Source organism: Pseudoalteromonas mucoides (assembly GCF_049257175.1).
Taxonomy (GTDB): Bacteria; Pseudomonadota; Gammaproteobacteria; order Enterobacterales; family Alteromonadaceae; genus Pseudoalteromonas.
Genome location: NZ_JBMMUC010000021.1, coordinates 44898 through 64412 on the forward strand (window position 1 = coordinate 44898; position 19515 = coordinate 64412).

The window sequence follows — 19515 nt, forward strand, 5'->3', positions numbered from 1 at the left end:
AATAAAACAAGGTTGAGATTACCTCTCAATTCATACTCTAAATTAAGCTAACCCTAAGCTGTATTTATCTCCGTTTCTATTTAATTAAAATCAGTATTAGCACTCAATATGAACTCATATTCACTAAAGAAAAAAATATTATTATCCGTTGTTCTTGCCCTTGTAATTGTTGTTGGACTTTTATCATGGTATAGCTATTTCACACAAAAAGCGTTGTTGCTACAAAGTAGCGTTGATAGTGTAAGGCAAACAGGTAAACAGCAAGCAGAGCGTATCGAAGCATGGTTGGCAGATCGTCAACGAGTTATCGCTTCGCTAGCCAACAAAGTTGACGGTGATACGCTTAATGCTTTACAACAAGCACAAGCATCAGGCGATTTTCAGTTAACTTATTATGGTGATCGTGACGGGGTAATGGTGGATTCAGATCCGCGTATAGATCGTACCGGCTACGATCCGAGGACTCGGCCTTGGTATCAACAAGCACAACAAGCTCGACAAGGTATTATTACTAAGCCTTATTTAGATGTAGCTTTTAATTTACTTGTTGTGAGTATTGCTCAGCCAGCTCGCAATGGGGTCGTTGGTGGTGACGTATCAATTGCTAGTATTGTCGATAGTGTTAGCAATATGTCTTTACCAGCTAATGGTCATGCCATCATGATACATGATGATGGAACCGTCATTGCTTATAAAGATGCGAGTAAACTGATGGGAAAGATAACCAATATTGAGAGTAAGTTAAACAATAGGCTAATTGAATCGAGTAACCAAGCGGGTCAATTAACGCCAGTATATTTTGAAACTGAAAATAGCGAAAAGCTATTATGGAGTGAAAAAATTTCTAATACTGATTGGCAACTTATTTTTGTTCTTGATAAACAAACATTAGAAGCACCGCTGGTGCGCTTAATGGTCACTCAATTAGGGCTCGCGACTATCGCATTAATAGTTAGTGTATTATCTATATCTTGGTTACTAACGTTATTATTAGGTCCTCTAAGCCGTGTATCGCAAGCATTATCACGTATTGCAGAGGGAAATGGAGACTTAACTCAACGTATCCGTGTTGACAGCCAAGATGAAGTCAGAGTATTGGCGGACAGTTTTAATTCATTTGTCAGTAGCCAGCATCAATTAATTAGCCATATTCGTCAGCTAGCCATTGATTTGGATTTAGATGCAGAAAAAAGCTTGTTAACAAATCACTCGAGCGTTAATGAGTTAGAGCGTCAGCAGCAAGAAGTCACTATGGTCGCTACAGCTGTTACCGAAATGTCCAGTGCCACACATGAAATAGCAGCAAATGCTGAAAATACCGCTGCAGCGTCACAACAGTCAGCGCAAAGCAGTATTGAGGGTAAAAGCTTGGTTGATAAAACCAGAACGACAATTAACTCATTAGCATCTGAAATAGATGAAACCACAGTGGTTATTGGTGAACTAAGTCAGCATGCACAAGCAATCTCAAGTATTCTAACTACGATTCAGGAAATTGCTGAACAAACTAATTTACTCGCATTGAATGCAGCTATAGAAGCGGCACGTGCTGGAGAGCAAGGGCGTGGCTTTGCTGTTGTCGCAGATGAAGTGCGGGTACTATCACATCGCACTCAAAATTCAACGGCTGAGATTTATACAACAATTGAAACTTTGCAAAATACCACAAAACAAGCGGTAAGCTTAATGGGTAGTAGCAAGGGGTTAGCAAGCAATAGTGTTGATGATGTTAATGCAGCGGCAAAGGCACTTGAAGAAATAACTCAAGCAGTGAATGAGATTTCTGATATGGCAGGGCAAATTGCCGTTGCAGCAGAAGAGCAAACTCAGGTAACTAATGAAATAACTAGAAATACAGTCGCGATAAAAGATGTGACGGATGAAATCACGTCATCAGCAACGGATCATTTAAGCCAAGCTAAAATACTTAAAGATCGTGCCGCTAACCTGAATGAAAAAGTCGCCACTTTTATTCTGTAAAACAGCATGTTTGTTTAAGGGTAAGTATCAAGTTAGAAAACCTTTAGTATGTGGGGGTGATTAAATAGCCCTCACTAAGTTTTAAGTGATTAATTATGGTAGAAGAAATAGTCTGGCGACAGAGTGGGGCGTGATATGACTCTATAACCGCACAGAGTCATATCATTCTAGTTGCTAGTTCTTAAAGCTTCGCAAAAGCATCTTGCAGTGGTGGTACCACTTGCTTTTTACGGCTTAAAACGCCATCAAGCCATACTTTACCGTCTTTAGGAATTTCGCCATAAGCAGTTTCAACAAGTGTTGCATCGTCAGATGCAATTAGCATTTGTGAGCCTTCTTTCATGATGTCAGTCAGTAGTAAAAATACTGAGTGACGGCCGCCTTCTTCTTTAAGAAGCGCAATGTCAGCTTCAAGGTCTGCTTTAATATCATCAAAAACAGCAAGGTCGATAACTTCTAATTGACCAATACCCACTAACTTACCGTTCATGTTAAAGTCTTTAAAGTCACGCATTACTAAATCGCGAGCAGGGGTGTCTTCAACCGCAGATTTAACACGGAACATGTCCATACCTAACTCTTTAAAGTCTTCAACACCTGCAATTTCAGCCAGTGCTTCAACACACTTGATATCAGCGGTCGTACAGGTTGGTGATTTAAAGATAACAGTGTCGCTTAAAATTGCACACATCATGATGCCTGCAATGTCTTTTGGAATTTCAACATTGTAGAAGTCATACATCATCTTGATGATGGTGTTTGAGCAGCCAACGGGGCGGATCCAACATTCAAGCGGAGTGGACGATGTTAAGTCACCTAATTTGTGATGATCAACCACACCAACAACACGGGCTTGGTCAATATCATCAGGTGCTTGTGTTTTTTCTGTATGGTCAACTATGTAAACATCTTCACCGGCGTAGCTTAATTTAAGCTCAGGTGCTTCAAAGCCAAAGCGGTCAAGAATAAATTGTGTTTCTGGCGAAACATCACCAAGACGAGTTGGTATTGCTGGCTCATCGATTTGGTTTTTTAAATAAGCAAGTGCAATTGCACCACAAATAGAATCAGAATCTGGGATTTTGTGACCCACTACATACATTGACATTGACGGAGCTCCTTAAAATTTGCAGATATTCTAGCAAAGTAATTGTGCTTTGGCACATTTCACATAGGTGAATTTTTGTAATAGCCAATAACAAATTTACCAGTGCCATTAATTGGCTTTTTTAGTTACACTTTAACTACTTGAATCTGTTTAAAAGAGTATAAGATGCAGCTTAGCCGTAAAGCATGGAACAATGTTCTAATCTTCTCTATGTTACTGATGATCTTCTTTTTTAATGGCCTTCATAAAAAGCTTAACAGTGTGCCTGAGCAGCCCAGCATACAAACCGTTTTGCCCGTGCAAAGTTTTATTCTGGCGTTGAGCTTTCCTGAACAAAAAATTGAGCGAATAGGTACGGCGTGGCGCAGTCTACCTCTTATCGAAAATCCAACCAGCAACGATTGGTCTGCAAATCAAGAAAACATCGTTAAACTTATAAATGATTGGCAAAGCGCTGAGTTAAGTGTGAGCGATGTATCGCCAGCAAAATTGACCCAGCCAATAACAGTTGCAACGCTTTGGTTGGCAGGTGAGCAATTACCTTGGCTTTATCAGTTGTACAGCGCACCACAAGGTTATTATTTGTTAGATAAAAGTACGCAACGGGTATTTTTGATTGATGCAAATAAAGCCCAACAGTTATTTGTTAATTTTGAATTTTTACCGAGTGAGTCTAACTAGTATGCCTGAGTTACCTGAAGTAGAAGTGAGCCGAATGGGAATAACACCCCATATTTTGCAACAAACCGTGGTTAAGGTGAATATTCACAACCCGAATATGCGCTGGCCAGTACCAGATGAAGTGTACCAAATAGCCAACCTTCCGGTTATTGCTGTTGAGCGTAGGGCTAAGTATTTATTACTTACCTGTGAGCTTGGTAGCGTGATTTTACACTTAGGGATGTCGGGTAATTTACGGGTTGTAGATAAAATAGAGCCGCTGAAAAAGCATGATCATATTGAGTTTATTTTTGAAAATGGCAAAGCACTCAGATTAAACGACCCAAGACGATTTGGATGTTGCTTATGGCAAGCGCCAAATGAATGCCATACATTATTGAGCAAACTTGGCCCTGAGCCACTAACCGATGAATTTACCGCGAAACGTGTGTATGAACAATCACGCAACAAAAAAACGGCGGTTAAGCAATTTATAATGGATAATGCTGTGGTGGTTGGTGTGGGAAATATTTACGCCAATGAATCTTTATTTAAAGCGGGCATTCACCCAAAACGTGAAGCAGGTAAAGTATCTTTAGCGCGTTATCAAAAATTAGTGCCTATTATTAAAGAAACTTTAGCGTCAGCAATCACTCAAGGTGGCACCACATTAAAAGATTTTGCCCAAAGTGATGGCAAGCCAGGCTACTTTGCGCAGCAGTTACTTGTGTACGGGCGTAAAGGTGAGCCTTGTTTTGTGTGTCATAAAGAGTTAACAGAAATCCGGTTAGGACAACGCAGTACGGTATTTTGCAGCCAATGCCAACGTTCATAGCAAAAATATACTGTCGATAAAACGTAATACTAATTAAAAGGGAGGCCAATATATTTTACTATGGATAGTTTATTCTCAGCATGTACCATCTTCAGTTGTACAGCTACATTCTTGCTGTCGAACAATACCGATTAACTTATTATACTTTAGTTTAAACCACATGCTTATTACCAGTTCAGTCAATTGAGCTGGTTAATAACCTAACTCTAGATTTAATACTCTTTCACCTCCATTTTACCAATTTATCTTTTGAAATTTTCTTCAAAAATAGCAGGTTAAGTTTTCTTTTCAAGTTCTTCAGTGCTGTATTGTCATTCATCGTGGTCAAATAATTGTAGTTAAATTGAAAATTACTTGTTTTACAAATATTGCTTATTGGTTGACAAATTGGATATATAGTAATAATGTTTTTACATACCGATTGGTAAGCTCTGATTTTTTCTGTCAGAGCTATATCAGTATATAACCAAAGTTACTCTTAACGCGTATTTTACGAGTGTCAATTTAGCTATTTATGCGTACTCGCAAAATTGTATCGCGTGAATGAAAGTAACTTTACAGAATTCAAACAGCGACACTGCGTTAGTTTTATAAAGGTAAGTATAACTTTGTACTTACCAATAAACATACGCCAACAGATTAGGAGTTATTCATGTCTAAACCAGTCATCGGTTTTATCGGCCTAGGATTAATGGGCGGCAATATGGTCGAAAATTTACAAAATAAAGGCTATGAGCTGATTGTAATGGACCTTAATAAAGATGCTGTGGCGGCGTGTGTTGCCAGAGGCGCAAAAACCACAGATAGTGCGAAAGAACTTGCTGCAGGCGCAGATATTGTCATGCTTTGTTTGACTACTTCTGCAATTGTAGAAAAAGTAGTTTACTCAGAAGACGGTATTTTAGCAGGGATTAAAGAAGGTGCAGTACTGGTTGATTTTGGTACTTCAATCCCATCTTCGACTAAGAAAATTGGTGCAGATTTAGCAAATAAAGGTGTAGGCATGATTGATGCTCCTTTAGGTAGAACTCCAGCGCACGCTAAAGATGGCCTACTAAACATAATGGCATCAGGTGATATTGATACCTTTAATAAAGTTAAGCCAGTGCTTGATGAGCAAGGCGAAAATGTTTTCCATTTAGGTGAACTTGGTGCAGGCCATACAACTAAGTTAATCAATAACTTTATGGGTATGACAACGGTATGTGCAATGTCGCAAGCTTTTGCTGTTGCGGATCGCGCAGGTGTTGATAGACAACAATTATTCGACATCATGTCGACAGGTCCATCTAACTCACCATTTATGCAGTTCTGTAAGAACTACGCTGTAGATAACGTAAGTGATCTTGGCTTTTCAATAGCTAATGCTAATAAAGATTTAGGTTACTTCTTACAAATGGTTGCAGACTTAGGCACTGAATCAAAGATTGCTGAAGGCTCTTCTGCAAACTTACAAGCAGCATTTGATGCCGGTATGGGTCAAGGTAACGTACCTGAGATCTTTGATTACTTTAAAAAACTAGAAAAGTAATTACGTAAGTAAGATAACTCGACGTTTTTTATTTAACCATCTGCTTATTATTTTAATGTAGGTGGTTAAAACGTCATACACACACTTGATATTAGTTAGCTAGATTTAGCCTACTTTAATTTATGACAGTATTAAAAATTGTGTAGAACAACTTTTGTCATAATATTAAGTGGTTAACCAAACATTTAATTAATGTTAACTTAATGGGGCTTTGTTCGTAGAGTGATAGCTAAAAGCAGAATTAATTTACTTTACGTGAAGACTTATCTTAAGGATTAACTATGAAACTTAAAGGTTTACGCTGGTGGGTTATTGCGCTGATTGCGCTTGCTACCATAATTAACTACATCGACCGTCAGGCACTAAGTGTACTTTGGCCTGACATTGTTGAAGACTTATTTCCCGATAAATCAGCGTTAGAGCGAAAGCAAATATACGCTAATATTTCAATCGTATTTGTATTTGCTTATGCATTTGGTCAAGCCATTTTTGGTAAGATATTTGACTGGGTTGGTACACGGTTTGGCTTTGTGCTTTCTATTGGTGTTTGGTCACTGGCAACAATTGCTCATGCATTCGCGCAAGGTGTTTTAAGCTTTAGTATCTTCCGCGCTATCTTAGGTGTTGCCGAGGCTGGTAACTGGCCAGGCGCAGCGAAAGGTAATGCAGAATGGTTTCCGACTAAAGAGCGTGCATTAGCGCAAGGTATATTTAACTCTGGTGCTGCAATTGGTGGCATTATTGCGATTCCACTTATCGCTTATTTAACCATTTATTTTAGCTGGCAGATGGTGTTTGTACTTGTGGGTGCAATGGGCTTTTTATGGCTTGTACCTTGGTTAGTATTGGTAAAAGCGCCACCAGGATCTCACCCTTGGATCACTGAAGAAGAGCGTGAATATATATTAACAGGCCAACGCCGCACTTCTGATCCTAATGATGCATCTTCTGCAGAAGTTGAAGAGTATAACCCTTCTACAGGTGAGCTACTTTCTCGCAAAGAAAGCTGGGGTGTAATTATTGCCTCTGCGGCTATCGACCCTATTTGGTGGTTGTTCGTTTTCTGGATCCCAATTTACTTAAACGAAGTATATGGTATGGACGTCAAAGCTATTGGTATATATGGCTGGGTACCATATGTGGGGGCTATGTTTGGTGCTTGGTTTGGCGGGTTACTCGCGCAAAATAGGCTTAAAGCAGGTTGGAGTACCAATAAAACGCGTAAGCTAACCATTACTTTAGGCTGTTTAATCATGTTACCGGCGTTACTAGCTATGGCAAACCCTGGCGCACCAGCAATCGCTGTTATGATTATGGCTGTGATCTTATTTGGTTTCCAAACGGCAATCGGTAATGTACAAACTTTACCAAGTGATTTGTTAGGCAAAAAAGCCGTGGGTACTTTATCTGGTTTCTCAGGCATGGCTGCTAAGTTAGGTGCGGTTGGCCTTACATCGTTAGTGCCAATCTTAACTGCGGGAGGTAACTATACGCCTGCGTTTATCATCGGTGCTTCGTTAGCTATTATTGCGATGGCAGCAGTTTGGATATTAATTCCAAAAATAGAGCCTCTTAAAAAGCCACAATAATTAAACTGTAACTGTTAGGTTTTACCACTAAGGTGGTGAAGCTTAACAGTTAGTTACATATGGTAAGTGTGATTAATGAAAAATATTTACTTCCTAGGTGAATGCATGGTTGAGCTTAGAGCGATGAACGAATCCGCTCTACATCAATCTTTTGCAGGTGATGTGTATAACTCTGCTGTGTATTTAAAACGATGTTTTCCTGAGTTAAACGCTGCAGTAGTTACTGCAATAGGGAAAGACAAGCTAAGTGCACAAATGTTAGAGCGCTTTAACGGCGAGCAGCTAGATACACGCTTTGTATTTGCTCATGATGAAAAAGTGCCTGGCATGTATTACATTGAAACTGATGAATTCGGTGAGCGTAGCTTTTCGTATTGGCGTAATGATTCAGCAGCTAAGAAGGTCGTTGATTTTTTAACTACTGATGTTGTTGAACAATTGTCTTGTGGGGATATGTTTTTCTTCTCAGGTATTTCACTTGCTGTGATTGAACAAGATGCACGTGAATTATTTTGGCAAAAAGTAACACAGCTCAAACAAGCTGGGGTAAAAATTGTTTTTGACCCTAACTACAGAGCACGTTTATGGCAAAGCATTGATGAAACTAAGCAACAATATGATAACGCTTTTACTGCTGCAGATGTTGTTTTGCCTGGAGTTGAAGACTTTGAAATGCTATACGAAATTGACACAGTTCAAGGTGTGATTGATTTTTGTAAGCCATATGACATAGCTGAGATTGTTGTAAAAAATGGCCCGAAATCTGTTGTTACTATTATTAACAACGAACAGCTAAGCCATACTATTACCCCAGTTACCCATGTTGTTGATACAACTTCTGCAGGTGACGCGTTTAATGGTGTTTACCTAGGTGCGCGTTTATCTGATCGTGAAATCGCTGACGCGGTTAACTTAGCTGCTAAAGCCGCTGGTACGGTTATTCAACAGCCAGGCGCTATTGCACCTAAAGATGTATTCCAACAAGCGATGGCAAAAGCCGGTTTGTAATTAATTAAAGGTAGGGGGAGTTGTCTATTCTTCTTACCTTTTTTATTCCCTCTAAATAAAAAGCATATCACTATAGCTTTATTGTTACTTTCGCAGAAAGTCACCCCTGATTGCCCTCAACTAACACACGTGATTTAAATACTCTTACAGAATTATTTTTAAACGTTTGCTGCTTAAAAATTTAAGTTAGCGCTAAAAGACTCTACTCCCTGATTCTATTTGTTTATTGGTTTACCAATTCAATCTATTTATAACGCTAAGATTTCTGTGTGTTAAGAATAAAGTGTTGAAAATAGTGACATGGCTGCAGAGCACGAAATTGCAGGTAATACTTCAGTATGTGAATTTAATGTTATATTTTTTGAACGATTATACTGGTAATGATATTTACATTGTGGTTATATTACCACTCTGGTTAACAATTTATCTTTTTAAGTAATTATTTTGGTAATAACAAATTAACGAGTTTTGGTAATGAACACACACATTATAATGAAGCATACCAAAACCATGACAGTGGAGAGTAGAGCCGTTATGAAATTGAAACATTTTGCGTTATGCGCTGTAGCAGCTGCGATAGTGGGTTGTAATAGTGACTCGAAGAACGAAGACAATACATTGGGCTCTATTGCTCTGTCTGGAGTGGCAGTAATGGGTGAAACACTCAGCGTTAGTGTTAGCGACCCTGATGGTATCTCTGGCGATGTTAAATATTATTGGTATGCCGACAACGAAGTTATTGTTGGTGCTAACAGTGCTACATTTACCTTAACTGATGCTCAAGTTGATATGAGCATTACAGCGCAAGCGAGCTACACTGATGACGGCGGTATTAATGAGTCACATATCAGTGATCCAACTGATGATGTTGCAGCTGTACCTCTTGATGCAACGGTGTCCATTTCAGGTGATACCTTAGTTGGCTCTACGCTTACAGCGAATGTAAGTGATGAAAACGGTTTTGACAATGAAATAGTTGTCTATGAATGGTATGCCGATAACGTACTAATTGAAGATGAGGTGCAATCTGAGCTGGTTTTAACAGAAGCACAGTATGGCACAACGATTACGGTTAAAGCTCTATTCGAAGATGCGAGAGGTTTTACAGAATCTCCTATCTCTGCGGCTACTTCAGCTGTAGAACGTGTTAACACTGAAGGCATGGTTAGTATTAGTGGGGTTCCTACTGTAGGCAAAACGTTGAGTGCTGAGATTACTGATGTTGATGGCGCAACGGGTACTATTACTTATCAATGGTTTGCTGACTCAGTTGCTCTTACTGGTGAAACGGCGAGTGAATTTGTAGTTAAGCAAGCACAGCTAGCTCAAGTTATTACAGTACAAGTAACTTATACCGACGATAACGGCTTTGCAGAAGACAACCTTTCTGAGCCAACTCAAGCAGTATCTGAAGAAGCAATTAATATCGAAGGCAGCATTAATATTACTGGTACTATGCCATTTCTAAATACAGGTGAACTTACAGCAGAGCTTGATGAGCAAAATGGTGTTGATGAAACAGGTATTACTTATACTTGGCTAGCGGATGGTGTTGAAATTGCAGATACAAATAGCAATACTTTTACACCGACTGCTTATGCAGGAGCAACTATTTCAGTCAAAGCAGTATATACCGATAATGATGGTTTTGATGAGACAGTAACAGGTGTACTTGATGGCACGGTTTACACACAAATCATTAGCGACTCTACAGAGCTTTCTAATGCGCTTACAAGTGGTTTAGTTGAAGGTTCAGTATTAGGGCTGAACTCTGCTGTATACAGCGACCTACCAGATATCTTACTAACAAGTGCGGTTACGATACGTGCAGTGGAAGGTGAGACTCCTATTTTCTCGGGTGAATCATGTATTCATGTTGCAAGTGGAGTTGATGGTGCAGGAATTTCAGGCATCACATTTAAAAGTTTAAATACAAAATTAGATTCTTTTTGTGAAAACGAAGAAGCTGCAATTGTATATTCAGAAGGTGATAACTTTGTTTTTTCTCATAACATTATGGACGGTGACGTAGATGTAAGTGAGCTACATGAAGAGACACATCACTGGATTGTACTAAAAGGTAAAGGCGCATTAGTTGAGCGTAATACATTCTCTAACCGAAACAACGCGGTTAAAGGGTCTGTTATTAAAATGTCTTCTTCAAGCACAGAACATATTGTTCAATACAATCTATTCAATAATAGTAATAACCCTAATTACAGCGAATCAAGCTTACATTTAATAAACGCCGGTAACACTCAAGAAGCTGATGCAGCTTCGAGCTCTAACTTTAAGATTCAATATAATCGTATTGATAACTTTGTTACTGGTCGTCGCTTAATGCGTGTTCAAACTTCGAACGCATCTATTTTAGGTAATACAGTTATTAATGCAAATGGCGGCATTGCATTAGAAGATGGCGGTTTTAATACGGTTAGTGACAATATTATTATTCGTACATCTAAAATTGAGGATTCGAGTGATAGACCAAGTGGCGTAATTATGACTCCATTAGGGCATACCGTTACAAACAATTATATAGCGGGTATTCGTGCGACTAACAAAGAAGCTGGTGGCATCGTATTTACAGCAAACCCCTTTTCGCAAGGGGATGATGGCGTACCAAAGGGTGGTAACCAAGCTGTATTAGATGCCGCGGGGGATTTTACTTTAAATGTGAGTAACAATACCGTGTTGAATTCTATTCAACCTATTGTATTTAGTACTGAAATTGGCTCTAAATCACGTGTTAACGATTGTGATGAACTGACCGCAGAAGCTGATCCAGTATTATATGGATTAACCAAAAACTTTTTCAAAATTAACTTCGACGCGAACCTAATTGCAAATGGTGTGGGTGTTGACGATGCAGATGAGTCAGATGATGATATTTCGGATGCATTAATCAATGGCTACTTCTTAGCGAATGGTGACAGTACTTCAGCACATGCTTTTGAATACGATTGTGACTTAATTAACCATGGCGAATCTTTATTTTCAAACAACTTTGGTTTCACTGTGAGCTACGCCTCAGGTGATGTTGAAGATGAAGACTGGGTAGATATCAGAAAATTAAATGGCAATGGCGAATTTGATTCTAAAGGTGCGGTTGACCAATCTCCAGCTGAGAATGGTAAAGAAGTGCCTGAATTAATTATTGCTACAGAGCCAAATACACTAACAGTGACAGATCCTAATGGCGCTCAAGCTATTGCTGGTGCAAAAGGCCTGCACTATATCCAAGCCTCTGAAGTTGGAGCTGGTTCTACTTGGACAGTAGAGCAAGAGTAACCTCATAAATAATTTTGTATTGCTAAATAGGTAGCGAACGCTACCTTTATAATAACAACGGAGATCTCGACATGTCGTTGACAACAGAACACACAATAGCAAAAGAAGCGCGAAATCAATTTGCTCTTCGTCCAGTTGCTAAGCTTGTTAAAGCAACTATTTTTGCCGGTATGGCTGGTTCATTGGCTTTAACTGCGCATGCACAAGAAGCACCTCAAAATGCTGAAGTTGAAGATGATAATATTGAAATTATCAGCGTTACAGGCTCGCGTAGAACCATACAAGATCAAATCGCAATCAAGCGTGAAGCAACCACGGTTGTAGATGGCTTATCTGCGGAAGATATTGGTGATTTACCAGCGCTATCAATTGGTGAGGCACTTGAATCTATCACAGGTGCGGCTTCGCACCGTGAAAATGGTGGTGCAACTGAAATTACTATTCGTGGTTTGGGCCCGTTTCTAAGTGCTACCCATATTAATGGCCGTGAAGCGACTAACGGCAGTGGTGACCGCTCGGTTAACTTCTCTCAGTTTCCTTCAGAGTTAGTTAAAAAGATCGCGATTTATAAAACGCAAGATGCATCAATGATAGAAGGTGGTGTAGCGGGTGTTATCGCTCTTGAAACGGTACAGCCACTTGATTATGGTAAGCAACGTATTCAAGGTGAAGTTAAAGTAAACTATAACCCAGATGAAAGTAATGTTGATAACTCATTACAAAGTGATGTTGGTTTTCGTGGTACGTTTAGTTACCTAGACCAATTTGAGTTTGATAATGGTCAGGCTTTAGGTGTGTCTTTTGGTGTGCAACGCCAGGATATTAGTCAACCTGAAGGTGAGTACCGCAGCTCAAGTCCTACAGGTGATTCTCTGTGGGCATGTTTAAATGATCCATCTAACACGAACGAAGGTTTTTACCGTGGTAGCGCAGGTGACTGTGAAGATCAAGTAAGTGGTAGCAATAACCAAGGTTACAACACCACCATCGATCCTGATACAGGCAAAGCAATCAGCGACGGCACTCCTTACGCGTGGACCGGCAGCAGTAGAAGTTTCCGTCAAAATGAAACCTCTGATGAACGTGATGCATTATTTGTAGCTTTTCAATATCAGCCATCAGATGCATGGGATATTAATCTAGATATCCAACTATCAGACCGCATTCAACAAGAAGCTCGTCATGATTTAATCTTTTTACAAAAACGTGCAACACCAGGTATAACAGGCCCAACGCTGGTTACAAACCAAGCTGGTGGTATCCTACACTGGGAAGGTGAAGAACGCATTGAATCAGCTGGTGAGCAGTTTTCACGTGAAGAAAACTACAAAGGGTATGGTTTGAATGTTGAGTATCATGCAACCGATAGATTGACCTTAGATTTTGATGTTTCTTATTCACAAACTAAACGTGAAGAAATTCAAATTTCTAATCGTGGTAGAAGTGTTGATCGTCCGTTCTTTAGTTGGGACATGGGAGAGAGTATCCCTCATTTCACGTTAACAGATTTTGACGTGACAGATATTACAAATTATACCGACAGCTTACGTACACGTATGGACCGTGAAAACGTACGTGATAATGAAGTGATAGGTGCGCGTGTAGACTTTGACTATGCACTTGAAGGTGATGTATTTACCAGTATTCAAGGTGGCGTGAGAATGTCAGAGTTATCATTTATTCAGTATGGTGGCTCTCAAGGTAATGGCTCTCGTACTGAGTATAACCTTGATGAAACAACGACTGCAGCGCTTGATGTATTACAAGGGTGTCAAATAGACTTCCCTGAGTCAGGGTTCTTATCAAGTGTGTCTGACGGCGATATTATTACTCAGGTAGATAGCAATGGTAATGTAGTGGACAGTGGTACGGGGTCGTCTTGGGCAACCTACGATAATGTTTGTTTCTCACAAGCGCTAGCGGCTTCAAATGGTGGTGAATTTGCCTACCCTGAACTTGAATATATGAACGCTGGTACTAAAGATGTTACCGAAGAAACAACTTCAGTTTACTTAATGGCGAATTACGATACAGAAATGTTTGGTAAGTTTATCCGTGGTAACTTTGGTGTTCGTGTTGTTGATACTGATGTAACGTCAGTAGGCTTTAGAAATACTTTTGAAGTAGTTTCTGATGAGTTAGGTGTATTGAGTGTTGTTCCAGGTGAATCACTTGAGCAAATCGAAGGTGGTGGTGGTTACACTGAAGTGTTACCAAGCTTTAACTTAGTGGTAGATTACAGCGAAGACATTTTATTCCGTGGTGGTATTTTCCGTGGTATGTCACGTGCTGACCCAAGTGATATGAGTTACAGCCGTACATTCCAAACCGATGATAATGCAGCACCAACTAGTATTGAAGACTTATTTGTTGGTGTTAACGGTTCAGGTAATCCTGATACTAAGCCATTAATGTCGTGGAACTACGATATCGCAGCGGAATGGTACCCTAATGAAGATGCTATTGTATCGCTTGGTTTTTACTATAAGCAATTCCAAGGTGGTTTCCAACAGCAAACAGTATTAGAAGAGTTTATAATCGATGGCGATAGCTACCTGTTACCAATCACTAACTCTGTTACAACTGATGAGAAAAGCGATATCTTTGGTCTAGAGACTTCAATTGCTTATCGTTGGGACACAGGAATTGGTGTGAAATTTGGTTATAACTATGCTGATACAGATTACGAGTTCGAAGATAGTAAATACGGCGATACTTTCATCACTGATGTTGATGGCAACACTACCCAGTTAACAGAGGGAATTGTTGAGCCAGGCTCTGTTCCAGGCTTCTCTGAGCATGTATTCAGTGGTCAACTTTATTATCAAATTGGCGACTTTGATACGGCGGTTATTTATAAATACCGTAGTGAGTATTTCCAACCATATACAAGCAATGGTACCCGTTTACGTTATGTAGATGCGGTTGGTGTATGGGAAATGAGAGCGTCATACAAAGTTAATAGCCACGTTAAAGTTAAAGTTGAAGCAATTAACTTATTTAGCGAGCCTAAATCACAAGATTACTATGCAGATGGCAACTTAGGTGAAGTGAACAGCTACGGCCCACGCTTATTTGCTGGTGTATCGTTTAAGTTCTAAGATACATGTCAAAATAAAAGGCGGGATTCATTCCCGCCTTTTAGTTTTAAAGCTCAGTGCTCTAATAATAACCTTATAAATACTCAAATACTTTTATAACTCGCTCAACACCAGATACATTTCGTGCAACATCTACCGCAGTATTAGCCTCAGCATCAGATACTAAGCCCATTAAAAATACTTCGCCGTTTTCAGTAATCACCTTAATATTGTTACTACTGATGTTATCGGTAGTGAGTAATTGAGTTTTCACTTTAGAGGTGAGCCATGAGTCATGGGTTTTTGTACTCATGCTGATATTCGAGCCAATACGAATTTGATTATGAATTTTACGAATGCCATCTATATTTTCTATAGCAGTTTGCGCTTCATCTTTCATTTCTTGATTAGCAACTTGACCAATTAAGAGCACAATTCCGTTGACGCTAATCGCGTTTAAATTGGCATGGTCTTTTAAGCGCTCTACGTCGTTAATAGCAATACCGCTTTTAATTTCAATGTTGTTATCGTCAATTTGTGAGCCAAGCGTGCGGCGATCATTCGCAGCTGTGACTGCGCCTGCTGTACCTGCGACAACAGCAGCTGCGCAGCCTTGTAATAATAAAACGGTTCCCATAACAATAAGTGACTGCTTGAACATTAACTTTCTTCCTGTGGAAATAGGGTTAAATCGATTAACTCACTTAAACAATGTAGATTAACCAAGTGAGACTCGATAATACGGCTAGGGCGTTTAGATGGTACGCGGATTTCTACATCATTAGCGCCAAGTAGGCCAACTAATTCTCCACCATCATCGCCAACCATTACTATGACCTTCATGTCTTTTGTAAGTGCTGCTTCCACTGCTGAAATTATATTTTTTTCGTTACCGTTGCTTGCCATTACCAGTAATAAATCACCTTGTTGAGCAAACGCACGAATTTGACGTGCAAATGTTTCGTGATCATCTGTGTGGTTACTTTGCCCTAAATTAATATTTTCTTGCGATAGGGCAATTGCAGGTAGGCAGGGGCGCTCGGTTTCATAAAAGTTGATTAGTACACCAGCCATATGTTGAGCTAGCATGTGGCAGCTTGCGGTACCACAACAAATCAACTTATTACCATTAATAAGGCTTTGTGCAATGGTAAAAGCGGCGGCTTCTAACGCGCTTGGTAGTACCTCACCAGCGGCGATTTGCACTTGAATGCTTTCTGTAAAAATCTCTTTTATAGTATCTTGCATATTAAAATACGTTTTTTATCCAATTAAGTTGTTGTGCTTTGTCGCCAGTGATAGCGACAAAGTCGATTCTTAGCGCTTGATCTTTTAGCTTTTTAGCTGCTAAATAATGATAAATAGTGCGCTTTAAACGTTGTTGCTTCTGTTTGCCAAGCGCATGCATTGCACCGCCTTTGATACTACTTGCACGGAACTTTACTTCTACAAATACAAGTGTATCACCGTCACGCATTATCACATCAAGCTCACCATAAGGGCAGTTATAGTTGCGCTCTATGGGGGTTAGTCCTTGTTGCTGTAAATACTTTTGCGCTTGAAGCTCATAGTATTGACCTTTTTCTCGACTATTTTGCCATAATTGTTTGAACCACGACATGACACATCCTTGTCTTGTTGGTAATTATTCACTTGTAGCTGTTTGCATAAATAAAGGTACTGGCGCTTGGGTTTTTAATTGCACAGGCTTAATTTGTTTATTTTTATATTGTGCCCATTTAAGCTGACGGTTAATTTGGCCATCACTAGCGATGCTTAATTGACCCGTTAATCCGGTATATTGCTTACCTGGGATCATGCTCAGTTGCGTAATATCACTTAGCATAGCCACAGAGTCATAGGCCATGGCAAATAAGCGTTGGCTGATATCGGCTTGCTCTGGCCATAGAGAATTATATTGCTGGCGCAAGGCTTGGTTAGATACTTGACCGCTAAGCATCCAAGGTAGCTCAGTGAAATATAAGCCGTCTAAATCACCTTTGTCGGTCCTATCAATTTGTTTACTATGACTTTTAGAGCTCGCGTAAAGTGGTATGCGCTCTACAAAGGTACTTACGTTAACATCTAAGTAAGGCTTAATTAAACGGGTTTCTATAGCGTCACCCAAAATATAAATAACGTCGATATCTCTGCGTGAGCGAGTCTCACTTTCTACCTCTTGCCTAAATAGGGATTTAACCGATGCAATACGCTCTTTTGATTTATCAACTTCGAGTAAACCTGCGATTGTTTTTGGCATATCCTTTTTACTGCTATACAGACCTACTTGTGGTTTTATTTCACTGTAGCGCTGCCACTGCATATTAAAAAAATCAACTAAGCGTTGTCCGGCACTGCTATTTGGCGCAAGAATCATAGGCTTTTGGTAACCTTGAGTTAAAAAGTGCTCAAGAGCTTGTTGTACTTCGTGCTCAGGGTTTAAAGCAAAAAAGAAATGTTGGCCTGAGACGCGCTGTCCTTCAAAAGAATTTAAATGCAAAACAGGGTAGTTCACTAAGGTTCGATTATTCGCTAGTTTATCAATGTTTGCTTTGAGTAGTGGGCCAATAACAAAGTTAGGTTTTAATTCTGCTAGCTTAGTTTCTAGTTCAGTGGTCGTCAGCATTTCATCAAGAAAAACTGTTTCGGTGATATTACTGTTATCGAGTGCCCCAAGCACCCCAGCTTTTAATGCATCGCCTAAGCGTTCATTAGCCCCAGATTGAGGTAGTAGCACTACTAGCCGCTCAATATTAACAGGCTCTATCGCGATTAATTCAGCTGCTCTTTTAGGAAGTACTGCCATTGCAGGGTGAGTTGGATAGCGGCGCTGCCAATTATTTATTGCCTGATCTAACTCAACCGGTGCACCTAAATAAACTTGATGGTATAAAGCCAGGTTTACCCAACCTTGCTGTACAACCGAACCACGATTAAAACGCTCTAATGCATAAGATGAAAGCTGTTGTAGATTTTGCCAAAGCGCTTTATTAAGCTCAGGAATCGTTAAATCATTTTTACTGGCAGCCTCTGATGCCCTAAAAAAATACGGTGCAGCTTGTTTTGGCAAGTTTTGTGAGGCGTAAATGCTTGCCGTCAAATATTGGTGCCAAGCAAAGTGCTCAGGTTGCGTTAACTGATTATTTAAACTAGCTAACATCTCCAGCGCTAAGGTGTTTTTACCCTGCTGCTTTTGTGCAAATGCGGTGTAGAGCTTGTTCTGCACTTGATCAACCGTTGGGGTTTGTTCAAGTTCAGTGCATATTTGTTCTAGCAGTGGCCAGCGTTGTTCTTCGATAGCCGCATCTCGTGCACTATAAAGCAGCTGAATTTTATCAGCACCTTGGCGATTTAACGCAAGTTGGTACATTGATTGTGCATCAGTAGCTTGAATTTGTGACGTACTATTAGCTGAACTAAGGTTTTCAGAAGTTTTAGTCGGTTTTTCGGTTGTACTACAGGCCGATAACCCTGACAATATGATTAATAGACTAACAAGTTTAAGTCGCACAATGATTTCCCAATACGTTAACGCGATTTGCTTATATTACTGACTGACGCAGGAGACCTCAATGTTAAATGAGGAGAATTCAGATAAAATCGGCACTCTTTATATCGTTGCCACCCCAATTGGCAATTTTGACGACTTAAGTCAGCGCGCAATCGCGACATTATCGCAGGTTGACTTAATCGCTGCTGAAGACACTCGCCATACGGGTAAGTTGCTCAGTCACTTTGGTATTAAAGCAAAAACCTTTGCTTTACATGACCATAATGAAAAGCAAAAAGCCCAGCAAATTATTGACCAGTTGAATCAAGGATTAAATATAGCACTAGTTTCAGATGCTGGTACTCCCTTAATTAGCGACCCTGGTTATGCCGTTGTTAATTTATGTCGTGAGCAAGGGGCTCATGTAACACCGGTACCGGGTGCGTGTGCAGCAATTACTGCGGTATGCTGTTCAGGTTTACCGACCGATCGCTTTCAATTTATTGGTTTTACTCCAGCGAAAAGTAAAGCTCGCCAAGACTTCTTTATTGAAGCCGTGAATTCAGGCATTACCAGTATAATGTACGAAAGTACGCACCGTATTATGGCTAGTCTTGATGATTTAGAAAGCGCCCTTGGTAGCGAACAACAGGTGGTTTTTGCTAAAGAACTAACCAAAACGTTTGAAACCTTTTTTAATGGCACGGTAACTGAGTTAAAACAGTTTTTAACGAATGATCCAACTAAACAACGTGGTGAAATTGTTTTAATGCTACCGGGCAAACCTAAGGTGGTAGATGATATTCCGCCAGAAGCGCGTAAAATGTTAGCCTTACTTGAAAGCGAAATGCCAATGAAAAAAGCCTGTGGTGTGGTAGCCGATTACTTTGGCATGAAGAAAAATGCCCTGTATAAAACAATTATTGACGAAAAAGGCTAATTC

14 protein-coding genes are annotated in these 19515 nt (G+C 39.8%); 9 read left to right on the plus strand and 5 right to left on the minus strand.

Annotated features, from left to right (window positions below):
* Positions 1-108 precede the first annotated feature (108 nt).
* Positions 109-1980 carry a methyl-accepting chemotaxis protein gene (locus AAEU30_RS19300; RefSeq protein ID WP_421961947.1) on the plus strand — a complete coding sequence of 624 codons (1872 nt, stop codon included), beginning with the start codon at positions 109-111 and terminating at the stop codon, positions 1978-1980.
* A 181-nt stretch (positions 1981-2161) separates the two neighbouring features.
* Here AAEU30_RS19300 and AAEU30_RS19305 read toward each other — a convergent pair whose 3' ends face one another.
* Positions 2162-3088 carry a manganese-dependent inorganic pyrophosphatase gene (locus AAEU30_RS19305; protein WP_421961948.1) on the minus strand — a complete coding sequence of 309 codons (927 nt, stop codon included), beginning with the start codon at positions 3086-3088 and terminating at the stop codon, positions 2162-2164.
* A gap of 165 nt (positions 3089-3253) precedes the next feature.
* Between AAEU30_RS19305 and AAEU30_RS19310 the strand changes: the two genes are divergently transcribed.
* From AAEU30_RS19310 to AAEU30_RS19340, 7 genes are all read left to right on the plus strand, one after another.
* Positions 3254-3769, plus strand: a complete 516-nt coding sequence (locus AAEU30_RS19310) for a hypothetical protein (RefSeq protein ID WP_421961949.1) — start codon at positions 3254-3256, stop codon at positions 3767-3769.
* 1 nt (position 3770) lies between these two features.
* Entirely contained in the window at positions 3771-4583 is an 813-nt protein-coding gene (mutM, locus tag AAEU30_RS19315) for a bifunctional DNA-formamidopyrimidine glycosylase/DNA-(apurinic or apyrimidinic site) lyase (RefSeq protein ID WP_421961950.1), read from the plus strand.
* Positions 4584-5235: 652 nt separating this feature from the next.
* Positions 5236-6114, plus strand: a complete 879-nt coding sequence (locus AAEU30_RS19320) for an NAD(P)-dependent oxidoreductase (protein ID WP_087533074.1) — start codon at positions 5236-5238, stop codon at positions 6112-6114.
* A 281-nt stretch (positions 6115-6395) separates the two neighbouring features.
* The gene (locus AAEU30_RS19325; protein ID WP_421961951.1) at positions 6396-7703 is read left to right on the plus strand and encodes an MFS transporter; all 1308 of its coding nucleotides are present in this window, start codon (positions 6396-6398) and stop codon (positions 7701-7703) included.
* Between the two features lie 75 nt (positions 7704-7778).
* Complete coding sequence (locus AAEU30_RS19330; protein WP_421961952.1) at positions 7779-8711, plus strand: sugar kinase; 933 nt, start codon at positions 7779-7781, stop codon at positions 8709-8711.
* 534 nt (positions 8712-9245) lie between these two features.
* Entirely contained in the window at positions 9246-12002 is a 2757-nt protein-coding gene (locus tag AAEU30_RS19335) for a poly(beta-D-mannuronate) lyase (protein WP_421961953.1), read from the plus strand.
* A gap of 71 nt (positions 12003-12073) precedes the next feature.
* Entirely contained in the window at positions 12074-15103 is a 3030-nt protein-coding gene (locus tag AAEU30_RS19340; protein WP_421961954.1) for a TonB-dependent receptor, read from the plus strand.
* 73 nt (positions 15104-15176) lie between these two features.
* Here the strand turns inward: AAEU30_RS19340 and dolP are convergent, their stop codons facing one another.
* The 4 genes from dolP to AAEU30_RS19360 are packed head-to-tail and all read right to left on the minus strand — an operon-like array spanning position 15177 to position 18593.
* Positions 15177-15743 (minus strand): division/outer membrane stress-associated lipid-binding lipoprotein, encoded by a 567-nt coding sequence (dolP, locus tag AAEU30_RS19345; protein ID WP_421961955.1) that lies wholly within the window; start codon positions 15741-15743, stop codon positions 15177-15179.
* Positions 15743-16330 (minus strand): SIS domain-containing protein, encoded by a 588-nt coding sequence (locus AAEU30_RS19350; RefSeq protein ID WP_421961956.1) that lies wholly within the window; start codon positions 16328-16330, stop codon positions 15743-15745. The genes dolP and AAEU30_RS19350 overlap by 1 nt, the downstream gene beginning before the upstream one ends.
* A gap of 1 nt (position 16331) precedes the next feature.
* Positions 16332-16703: a YraN family protein gene (locus tag AAEU30_RS19355; protein WP_421961957.1), complete on the minus strand. Its 372-nt coding sequence runs from the start codon at positions 16701-16703 to the stop codon at positions 16332-16334.
* Positions 16704-16727: 24 nt separating this feature from the next.
* On the minus strand, positions 16728-18593 hold the full coding sequence (locus tag AAEU30_RS19360) for a penicillin-binding protein activator (RefSeq protein WP_421961958.1): 1866 nt from the start codon (positions 18591-18593) through the stop codon (positions 16728-16730).
* A gap of 61 nt (positions 18594-18654) precedes the next feature.
* Between AAEU30_RS19360 and rsmI the strand changes: the two genes are divergently transcribed.
* Positions 18655-19512, plus strand: a complete 858-nt coding sequence (rsmI, locus tag AAEU30_RS19365; RefSeq protein ID WP_421961959.1) for a 16S rRNA (cytidine(1402)-2'-O)-methyltransferase — start codon at positions 18655-18657, stop codon at positions 19510-19512.
* Positions 19513-19515: the final 3 nt, after the last annotated feature.